Annotated in this window: 10 protein-coding genes; 2 read left to right on the top strand and 8 right to left on the bottom strand. The window is 44.9% G+C overall.

Annotated features, from left to right (window positions below; translation table 11 throughout):
- Positions 1-324: 324 nt before the first annotated feature.
- The 6 genes from fre to trxA form a co-directional block, all read right to left on the bottom strand.
- A complete protein-coding gene (gene fre / locus AB4307_RS16920; RefSeq protein WP_017059251.1) occupies positions 325-1,038 on the bottom strand; it encodes an NAD(P)H-flavin reductase in 714 nt (237 codons plus the stop codon).
- A gap of 20 nt (positions 1,039-1,058) precedes the next feature.
- Positions 1,059-1,328 (bottom strand): 2Fe-2S iron-sulfur cluster-binding protein, encoded by a 270-nt coding sequence (locus tag AB4307_RS16915; RefSeq protein ID WP_008224727.1) that lies wholly within the window; start codon positions 1,326-1,328, stop codon positions 1,059-1,061.
- A complete protein-coding gene (gene ubiD / locus AB4307_RS16910) occupies positions 1,325-3,166 on the bottom strand; it encodes a 4-hydroxy-3-polyprenylbenzoate decarboxylase (protein ID WP_372132674.1) in 1,842 nt (613 codons plus the stop codon). The genes AB4307_RS16915 and ubiD overlap by 4 nt, the downstream gene beginning before the upstream one ends.
- 98 nt (positions 3,167-3,264) lie before the next feature.
- The gene (locus tag AB4307_RS16905) at positions 3,265-4,260 is read right to left on the bottom strand and encodes a hypothetical protein (protein ID WP_017059249.1); all 996 of its coding nucleotides are present in this window, start codon (positions 4,258-4,260) and stop codon (positions 3,265-3,267) included.
- Positions 4,261-4,370: 110 nt separating this feature from the next.
- A complete protein-coding gene (rho, locus tag AB4307_RS16900; protein WP_017062978.1) occupies positions 4,371-5,630 on the bottom strand; it encodes a transcription termination factor Rho in 1,260 nt (419 codons plus the stop codon).
- Positions 5,631-5,830: 200 nt separating this feature from the next.
- Positions 5,831-6,157 carry a thioredoxin TrxA gene (trxA, locus tag AB4307_RS16895; protein ID WP_010440700.1) on the bottom strand — a complete coding sequence of 109 codons (327 nt, stop codon included), beginning with the start codon at positions 6,155-6,157 and terminating at the stop codon, positions 5,831-5,833.
- 111 nt (positions 6,158-6,268) lie between these two features.
- Between trxA and rhlB the strand changes: the two genes are divergently transcribed.
- Both rhlB and gppA read left to right on the top strand, forming a co-directional pair.
- Positions 6,269-7,579: an ATP-dependent RNA helicase RhlB gene (gene rhlB / locus AB4307_RS16890; protein WP_017062979.1), complete on the top strand. Its 1,311-nt coding sequence runs from the start codon at positions 6,269-6,271 to the stop codon at positions 7,577-7,579.
- 6 nt (positions 7,580-7,585) lie between these two features.
- Positions 7,586-9,079 (top strand): guanosine-5'-triphosphate,3'-diphosphate diphosphatase, encoded by a 1,494-nt coding sequence (gene gppA / locus AB4307_RS16885; protein ID WP_017059247.1) that lies wholly within the window; start codon positions 7,586-7,588, stop codon positions 9,077-9,079.
- Between the two features lie 101 nt (positions 9,080-9,180).
- Here gppA and AB4307_RS16880 read toward each other — a convergent pair whose 3' ends face one another.
- Positions 9,181-9,852 (bottom strand): 7-cyano-7-deazaguanine/7-aminomethyl-7-deazaguanine transporter, encoded by a 672-nt coding sequence (locus tag AB4307_RS16880; protein ID WP_017061333.1) that lies wholly within the window; start codon positions 9,850-9,852, stop codon positions 9,181-9,183.
- Positions 9,853-10,097: 245 nt separating this feature from the next.
- On the bottom strand, positions 10,098-10,409 hold the full coding sequence (locus AB4307_RS16875; protein ID WP_017061332.1) for a DUF3630 family protein: 312 nt from the start codon (positions 10,407-10,409) through the stop codon (positions 10,098-10,100).
- Positions 10,410-10,420: the final 11 nt, after the last annotated feature.

The raw sequence follows: 10,420 nt of genomic DNA, 5'->3' as shown, positions 1-10,420 counted from the left end.
TTTAAATTGTTAAAGAGCTTAACTTCTTGAGCGTTCATTTTAAGTAAGGAGACTCTCGAAGTGGACGGCCATTCTAGCGAATTAACATTCAGTGTCAAACACTTTTTGAAAATTAATTTTTTGTCGCTTTCCGTCTTACTGATTCTTGCTGAAGCCTTGTGGCGTCTGCCGTCTCAGTGGTGTCGCATTATAGGGAACCCTCTCAGCTTAGCAACTACTTTTTCATGAAAAATGAATAAATAGGGGTTAACTGCCTAATAGTTCACCTAAACGTAAAAAAGAGAGCATTTCTGCTCTCTTTTTGCTCAAAATCTAAGGGTATTGTTAGATAAATGCGTAAGCATCAGCGTACATATGGTCACGCTTTGCTTCTTTATTCTGAGTAAACAGGTCTCTTGCAGCGCCCGCCATTTCAAAACGACCTGCAATATAGATATCGAAATCAGCTAATGATTCGAAACTTTGCATAACAGCCTCAAGCACATTACCTGTTTGGCCATGCCAAACTTCCGGTGCTTCTTCTACTACCGGTACAAAGTGCACATTGCTATGCTTTTCTGCAATGCCAACCAACTCTTCTTTAGCATATAACTGGCACTCATCTTTTGCGCCCCAGTATAGGTAGATCTCTTTCGAGCTATTTTGCGCGATGCAGTGATCAAGAATAGAGCGCACGTAGCTGAAACCCGTGCCACCAGCAATAAGTAATAGAGGACGATCACTTTCTTCTTTAATCCAAGCATCTCCGTGTGGAGCATCAATCGCAATATCGCCATCTTCAGCTTGTGCCTTCTTCATCGCTTCAACCACTTCTAGTGCGTAAGCGTTGTGCTCGGCAGCACCAATGTGCAGCTCAAGCTCACCTTCGTGGCGGCAAGGGCTACTTGCGATAGAGAATGGGCGCTTATCTTTCTCGCCCATTTCAACCATCAGGTACTGGCCCGCTTTAAAAGCGACCGGTGTTTCTGGGTGAAGTAGGATTTGGTAAGTATTACAAGCCAAAGGCTCGATAGACTTCACTTTACATTTAATAGTCATGTTCTTCCTCTTACTAACCCTTAATCGGCAAAGGTTAGAACTAAATTACTTTCTGCAAATGCTTGGCAAGCAAAAATCCAGCCTTGTTGCTGCTCTTTCTCTGTGAGCATGGGTTCAAGGTGGTAACTCACTTGCCCTTCTAATTTTTTGCACATACACATTGCGCATGCGCCAACTTGGCAACGGTTTGGGAAATAGATATCGCTGTTGAGCGCAGCATCCAAGACCGTTTGCCCTTTTTCTACTGTGAAACTGATGTTTTCTGGGTATAAGACTACTTGGTAGCTCATGAAATTCCTAGCTGTTCCCAGATGCTATCAATCTTTTTCACAACATCAGGATCTTTTGTGATTGGTACACCCCACTCACGCAGGCATTCACCTTCCCACTTATTGGTCGCATCGAGACCCATTTTTGAGTATCCAGTTTCGTTCTGCAGGAATAACGTATCTCTCGCCGGATCCATTCTTGTCGTTACAGCCCAAATGATGTCATTCCAATCACTCACATTGACATCGCCATCACACACGATAACAAACTTGTTCTCATCAAATTGAGACCAAACCGCTTCCATGATTTTCTTACCATTACCGGCAGCTTGCTTATCAATAGACACCACAACCATGCTGGCATTGTCGTTTTGCAGGTGAACATCAATAATTTCAGGATGAACCTTGGTTAACTCAGCCAAGCTACCCTCTATATGTTCACTATTTACAGGTGCTGTTTGGACATCTGGCGATAACGCTAACTCTGCGTCCCACTTCTTAGTGATATCTAGACCCATCTTAGAACCTAACCCAACCACGGGTGAGGCAAAATCCAATGAATCGATCGGCGTGTTCTCTATCATCAGGCTATCGCGTGACGGATCCATATGTTCGCACATCGCTGCGGTTACTTGAGACCAATCACGTGCATTCACATCTTCATCACACACCAGTACAAATTTGGTGTACATGAATTGGCGTAAGAAAGACCATACACCCATCATTACTCGCTTAGCGTGACCTGGGTATTGCTTCTTCATGGTCACTACTGCCATTCGGTACGAACAACCTTCAGGCGGTAGATAGAAATCTTCAATCTCTGGGAACTGCTTTTGAAGAATAGGCACAAACACTTCATTTAGCGCAACACCTAATACCGCAGGCTCATCAGGTGGACGGCCAGTATAGGTGCTGTGATAGATTGGGTTCTCGCGCATAGTTACATGAGTAATAGTAAACACATGGTGCTTTTCTTTCTCGTTGTAGTAACCAGTATGATCTCCGTAAGGCCCTTCATCTGCGAATTCATTCGGGTCGATGTAACCTTCCATCACGATTTCTGCACTTGCGGGAACTTCTAAGTCGTTGCTGATTGATTTAACGACCTCAGTTTTACTACCACGTAGTAAGCCTGCAAACGCGTACTCAGATAAACTATCCGGCACTGGCGTAACCGCACCAAGAATGGTGGCAGGATCAGCACCAAACGCTACCGATACTGGGAATGGTTTCCCAGGGTTAGTTTCCATCCAATCACGCAGATCCAATGCTCCACCACGGTGGGCTAACCAACGCATGATGATTTTATTCTTGCCGATCTTCTGCTGACGATAGATACCTAAGTTTTGGCGTTTCTTGTTTGGACCACGAGTAACCGTTAAACCCCATGTTAGCAATGGCGCGACATCATCAGCCCAACAGCTCATCACAGGGATTTTATCTAGGTCGACGTCATCGCCTTGCCATACCACTTGTTGGCAAGCCGCTTTGCGAAGGCGTTTAGCTGGCATGTTTAAGACTTGCTTAAACACTGGTAGTTTATCAAGAGCGTCTTTAAAGCCTTTTGGTGGCTCAGGTTCTTTTAGGTAAGCAAGCAACTTGCCCACTTCACGCAGTTCTTTGACTTCTTGACGTCCCATACCAATAGCAACCCGATTAGGTGTACCAAATAGATTGGTCAAAACGGGCATGTCATAGCCTACTGGATTTTCAAACAAAAGAGCCGGGCCACCAGCACGTAGAGTACGGTCGCTAATCTCGGTCATTTCGTAGTCTGGATCGACTGGGTGAGAAATGCGTTTCAACTGACCAATACTTTCAAGATGGTCGATAAAATCACGTAAATCTTTAAAACTCATAGGACTTCTACATGCTGATTATTCTGCGCTCAGTATATCAAAAAGGGTGACGCTGAGGTCCCCCTTTTTAGTGTGGTTATTGAGAGGCAAAATCCACTTTACGGTAATGCTTGCTCGATCAAAGAACTCTTCACCTGAGGGTTATCATTGACGAGATCTTGCAACCATCGCGTATGACCTTGTTTGGCGAGTTCACGCGCAACTAATGGTGCTTCATCAGCAATCGCCATCCTAGAGACAAGGAACAGCTTCACCTCTTCTGATAACGGGTTAACTTTGGTAAGCAAAGTAATCGCTTCATCTTTCAAACGCGGGTTCTTAGTCGCTGCCATCACCTGTTCAAGCGCGAACGTTTGTTTGGTTTCAGCAAGGCGAACTAGCTCAGCTTGGCTATGATAATCGGCCTTCATTCGCCATAGAATTTTGTAAACCTCTGGGTCTTCGCTCACTTGCGCTAATCGAACCACCACCTCAGTAGAAGGTAACCAACTAACAATAGAAGATGCGGTGAGTTGCTTAGTTAGGTAATCAACCGCTTCAGGAGACAAACTGTCTAGCTCTCTAATGAGCAACGCTTCTCGCGTTTGAACTTGATGTTCAGATCCAGATAACCACTCTTTTAGGTCGAGTTCCTGTTTCTCTGCATCTAGCACAAATACCAATGTCTTCTGATCTTGACGCCATTGTTTAATAAGGCGATTAGCAATTGAAGGGTAATTAAAGGCAGGTACCGTAAACTCATAGCCATCGCCACGTTCTAAGACTTGATAAGTGGGCGTGATAGCAAGTTGCTGCTCGATGAAGATAGACATCTTGGGTGTGAGTACGATTTTTTGCTGTTCAAGCTTCTTCAAGAGTTGGTAACGAGCCACCTCTTGCTGGGGAAATGTCAGGCGCTCAAGCGCAAAGCGTAGCGAATTGACTTCGTCACGTACGACAAGCTCGAGTAGTTCAGCAGTTTTCAGTTTTACTTGATCATTCTCAAGCCAAGACTCTACTGTAAGTGGAGACATCTCGGTGGCATAGCTCATACCAACCGGTGAAAATAACAGTGAAGTAGACAGGAGTAATGATGACAACAGTCCATGTTGCATTTTAACGTCCTTGTAACACTTTTGCTCATTCTGCAAGCTGGCGCTACAAAATGCAAATAAAAAGCGCCACCCGAGGGCAGCGCTTATTAAATACGATCAGCTAATCAATATTACTGACGACGCATTGCGTCAAAGAACTCATCGTTCGTTTTCGTCATTGCTAGCTTGTCGATAAGGAATTCCATTGCGTCGATTTCGCCCATTGGGTGAACAATCTTACGCAGGATCCACATCTTCTGTAGTTCATCGTTCTTGGTAAGAAGCTCTTCACGACGAGTACCAGAGCGGTTGAAATCAATCGCTGGGAATACGCGTTTTTCAGCAATCTTACGGTTAAGGTGCAGTTCCATGTTACCTGTACCTTTGAATTCTTCGTAGATAACTTCATCCATCTTAGAACCAGTATCAACCAGTGCTGTTGCGATGATCGTTAAGCTACCGCCTTCTTCTACGTTACGTGCCGCACCGAAGAAACGCTTTGGACGATGTAGAGCATTCGCATCAACACCACCAGTAAGAACTTTACCTGATGAAGGAATCACAGTGTTGTAAGCACGAGCTAGACGAGTAATAGAATCCAGTAGGATAACTACATCTTTCTTGTGTTCAACAAGGCGCTTCGCTTTCTCGATAACCATTTCTGCAACTTGTACGTGGCGAGATGCTGGCTCATCGAATGTTGAAGCAACTACTTCGCCTTTAACTAGACGCTGCATTTCTGTTACTTCTTCTGGACGCTCATCGATAAGTAGAACCATTAGTTCACACTCAGGATGGTTACGTGCAATGCTTTGAGCAATGTTTTGCAGAAGCATTGTCTTACCCGCTTTAGGCGGAGCAACAATCAGACCACGCTGACCTTTACCAATTGGAGATGCAAGGTCAAGAATACGAGCAGTAATATCTTCAGTCGCACCATTACCCGCTTCCATCACCATACGTTCGTTAGCGTGAAGAGGAGTAAGGTTTTCGAAAAGAATCTTGTTACGTGCGTTGTCTGGCTTGTCGTAGTTAACCGTGTTTACTTTAAGCAGTGCAAAGTAACGCTCACCGTCTTTAGGTGGACGGATTTTACCGCCAATAGAGTCACCTGTACGTAGGTTAAAACGACGAATTTGGCTTGGTGATACGTAGATATCATCTGGGCCAGCCAGGTATGAACTGTCGGCGCTACGTAGGAAACCAAAACCGTCTTGAAGAATTTCTAGAACACCATCACCAAAGATGTCTTCACCACTTTTTGCATGCGCTTTAAGGATGGAGAAGATAATGTCTTGTTTTCTTAGGCGAGCTTGATTTTCAAGACCTAAGCTTTCGCTAAGTTTAACAAGCTCAGACACAGGTCTGTTCTTCAGTTCAGTAAGATTCATAGTGGTGGAAGTTTGTTTAGTCAAAATAGGATCTGTTTTCTTAAGTTAAGAAGGATTTGGTCACAGGATCGACCAAGAAGAGAAATTCGTTCAATTAACGTGCGATAAATTAGCACTAAAACTAAGACTAGTCCATAGCTTAGAAAAAACAAAACCGCGCATTTGTTAACTGCACGGTTTCTTTTCAAATGCTGACCTGATTAAAGGTTAGCGTCTAAGAACTCTTTAAGTTGAGTTTTAGATAATGCACCAACTTTAGTCGCTGCTACGCCGCCATCTTTGAAAAGAAGTAGCGTTGGAATACCGCGAATACCAAACTTTGGTGGAGTACCAGCATTTTGGTCGATATTTAATTTACCGATTGTGAGCTTGCCTTCGTACTCGTCTGCGATTTCATCAAGAATCGGCGCAATCATTTTACATGGACCACACCATTCTGCCCAAAAATCAACAAGAACAGGGCCTGCAGCATTGATTACATCGTTATCAAAACCGTCATCAGTTAGCTGCAAAATCTTATCACTCATCTTCCACTCCAATGTATTTTTTAGAACTGGTTGGATGATAACCAGTAAATAGATGCCCTATTGGAATGTATTTACTTTCGTATTGCAAGCTTAAGCTGATATTCTATAGCAATGAAAAAGACGCATATCACAGAGCAAAAGTTCGCCGACTTGGATTTACTTCCGCAAGTCATTGAAGGATTGGAGAAAAAAGGGTTCGATTATTGTACCCCTATCCAAGCCTTGGCGCTCCCGGTACTGCTCACCGGCCAAGACATTGCAGGCCAGGCCCAAACGGGTACTGGTAAAACGCTTGCGTTTCTTACTGCTACTTTTAACCACCTGCTAAAAACATCTGAGCATGAAGGGCGTAAGCCTAACCAGCCACGTGCGATTATTATGGCACCAACGCGTGAACTCGCGATTCAGATCTACAACGATGCTGACTCTCTGGTTGAAAGCACAGGTATCAAGGCAGCACTTGCTTACGGTGGCGAAAGCTACGACAAGCAACTAGGTAAAATCGAAGAAGGCGCAGATATCTTAATTGGTACGACTGGCCGCATCATCGATTTCTACAAGCAGAAGGTATTTAACCTTAACCACATTCAAGCTGTTGTTCTTGACGAAGCTGATCGCATGTTCGATCTTGGTTTCATCAAAGACATCCGCTTCTTGTTCCGCCGTATGCCTGAGCCAAAAGATCGCCTGAACATGCTGTTCTCTGCGACATTGTCTTACCGCGTACAAGAGCTAGCGTTCGAACACATGCACAACCCAGAGCATGTTGTTGTTGAGCCAGAGCGTAAAACAGGTCACCGCATTCAGGAAGAGCTGTTCTACCCATCAAACGAACACAAAATGGCACTGCTGCAGACTCTAGTTGAAGAAGAGTGGCCAGAGCGCGCTATCATCTTCGCTAACACTAAGCACAAATGTGAGTCTGTTTGGGGTCACCTAGCTGCAGATGGTCACCGTGTTGGCCTGCTAACTGGCGATGTTCCTCAGAAGAAACGTGAAAAGATTCTTGAGCAATTCACTAAAGGTGATGTTGACCTGCTTGTCGCAACCGACGTTGCAGCACGTGGTCTACACATTCCTCAAGTAACACACGTATTCAACTTCGACCTACCTGATGACTGTGAAGATTACGTTCACCGTATCGGCCGTACAGGTCGTGCTGGTGCAAGTGGTCACTCGATCAGCTTTGCTTGTGAAGATTACGCAATCAACTTGCCACCAATCGAAGAATACATTGAGCACGCGATCCCTGTGTCTGACTACGATGCTTCTGCACTGCTAGAAGATCTACCAGCACCATTGCGCTTACGTACACGTAACCCGCAACAACGCCGCTCAAACAACAATGGCCCACGCAACGGGAACCGTAAACCAAACCAGAACCGTCGCCCACGCCAACCGCGTCATAACAAGGAAGCTTAGTCGCTTATGAGTCAAACAGTGTCACCCCCGCTTTACGCTGCAATCGACCTCGGGTCGAACAGTTTTCATATGCTCGTTGTGCGTCATATCGATGGCAGCGTACAAACCATGGCTAAAATTAAGCGCAAAGTGCGTTTAGCTGCAGGCTTAGATGAAAATAATGCGCTTAGTACAGAAGCCATGCAGCGCGGTTGGGACTGTTTGAGTCTCTTTGCAGAGCGACTGCAAGATATTCCGAAAGAAAATATCCGCATTGTCGGTACAGCGACCCTACGTACTGCTATCAATGTGGATATATTTCTAGAGAAAGCGAACCAGATCCTTGGTTACGACATCAATGTTATCTCCGGAGAAGAAGAAGCTGCGACTATCTATAAAGGCGTAGCACACACTTCTGGTGGCAGCGGCCGCCGACTGGTTGTTGATATTGGTGGCGCAAGCACCGAGATGATCATTGGTGAAGGCTTCTCAGCGAAAGCCCTAACCAGCCTAAAGATGGGCTGTGTTACTTGGCTTGAGCGCCACTTTAAAAACCGCCAATTAACCGCTACCAACTTTAACAACGCCATTGAAGCGGCGAAGTCGACGTTGGCTCCTATCCTAGATAGCTACACTGATATCGGATGGGATGTGTGTGTGGGCGCCAGCGGTACCGTTCAAGCACTGCAAGAGATCATGTTGGCGCAAGGCATGGATGAAGTGATTACTCATGCCAAACTTAAGCGTCTACAGAAACAAGCGATGATTACTGAGCGCTTGGAAGAGCTAGAAATCGAAGGACTTACCCTTGAACGCGCATTAGTGTTCCCGAGTGGCCTTTCTATTCTTATTGCTATTTTTGAGCTGCTTGAAATAGATTCAATGACACTCGCAGGCGGCGCACTCCGTGAAGGCCTAGCCTACGAGATGGTTGATGAGCTTCGCCAAGAAGATATCCGAGCGCGTACCATTAAGAGTGTTCAATCACGCTACCAAATGGACGTAAGCTACGGTGAACAAGTTGCTGTAGTCGCACAAACGCTGCTAGACCAAGCGGGCGCCGAAGCGTGGGTTTCAGAACCTCAAGCTGGTGTGCTATTGCAAACGGCAGCTAAGCTTCACGAGATTGGTTTAACCATCGATTTCAAAAAAGGCGGTGAGCACAGCGCTTATCTGCTGCAAAACTTAGACCTACCTGGCTTTACTCGAGCGCAAAAGCACTACTTGGGTGAGTTAACTCGTCGCTACCGTGAACAGTTAACCTCATTACCAGAGCAACACGCTATCTCAGGCACCAGCAGCAAGCGTATTTTACGTATTCTGCGTTTGGCTATTTTGTTAACTCACCGTCGTAACCCAGCGCTAGAGCCTGAGTTCAAACTGACGACGAATGACAACAATCTAACCCTAACGCTTTCTAAGCAATGGTTAGCTGACAATCCGCTGACCGCTGCAGAGCTAGAGCTCGAGTCGAATAGACAAACCGATATTGGCTGGCCATTGAATATTAAATGCCTCTGATATTAGTATCTGACGCTAGAAATTAAAAAAGCCCAAGTTAGTAGACTAACTTGAGCTTTTTCTTATCGCTGCATTAATGCTTTGTGTTACAAATCTCAAACTTAAGCGTTCACGCCTGTCGCTTTAAAGTCAGGGTTCACTGCGGTTAGCTTTCTAACAATGTAGTTAAGAAGCACACCGTACATAGGCACGAACAAGCCTAAGCTGATGATAAGTTTGAATCCGTAATCGACTAAGGCAATCTCAGTCCAATGCTCGGCCATGAATGGATCTGGGCTTTGGTAGAAAGCAATCGCAAAGAAAGCGATGGTATCAATAGCATTACCGAATAACGTTGAGCATGTTGGGGCTACCCACCACTGTTTAAGCTGACGTAGGCGGTTGAAAACATGCACATCCAAAATCTGACCTAATAAATAAGCCATGAAGCTCGCCGCGGCGATACGTGCAACAAACAAGTTGAACTCACCTAGTTGGCTAAAGCCTTGGAATGAACCTTCAAAGAACACCACTGACAAGAAATAAGAAACGGCCAGCGCTGGTAACATCACTAAGAAAATGATTTTACGGGCAAGCTGCGCGCCAAAAATACGTACGGTCAGATCGGTCGCTAGAAAGATAAACGGGAAAGTGAAAGCACCCCAAGTGGTGTGCATACCGAAGACGGTAAAAGGTAGCTGAACCAGATAGTTGCTTGACGCAATAATCACCAAATGGAACAAAACTAATAGTGCTAGGGCTTTGCGCTGTTGCGCAGGGGTAAAGTTACTCATGCTGTACCTTTTTAGTTTGGTTTGGGGGTGAGGGAACCCAAATCGAGTCATTTCTTCGAATAATCCAAGAAAGCTCTTACCAATAATGTGAATTAAAAAATGTATCTAAAAATTGCTCTGTTGAGCGGCGGGCGATTATACATTAATCAATATTGGCTGCAACGGTGAGAACAAACGCAAACGTTTATTCTCACTTTTATTGGCGAATAGCGCTAGAATCTGTGTTTTAGAAGAGATGCCAAAAGTTAAAAACCGCGCTTGAAAAGCGTCGCGAGATAATCAAACTCTTCTCGGCTTTCTTCAGCGTTTAGCGACTCAAACCAGATTGATTCACTGTAGTGCTCAGACTTTAAGAACATTCGACAATCTTCAAAATCAATCAACCAAGAATGCATATCGGCGTCCCATTGCTTTTCAACAACAGACGCTGACAGTAACGCCACCAGCTTTTCACCTAATACTTCGTAAGAATCAAAATCAAAACTTGGAGACGTAATCAATAAACGCCCTTCCTCAGCTAAATATTCTCTTAAGCCAAATTCTGTTTGTGTTGTCATGTCCCTATCAA

The organism is Vibrio sp. 10N.261.52.C2 (assembly GCF_041471425.1).
Lineage (GTDB): Bacteria > Pseudomonadota > Gammaproteobacteria > Enterobacterales > Vibrionaceae > Vibrio > Vibrio crassostreae_C.
This window is presented reverse-complemented; position numbering and strand designations above follow the sequence as displayed.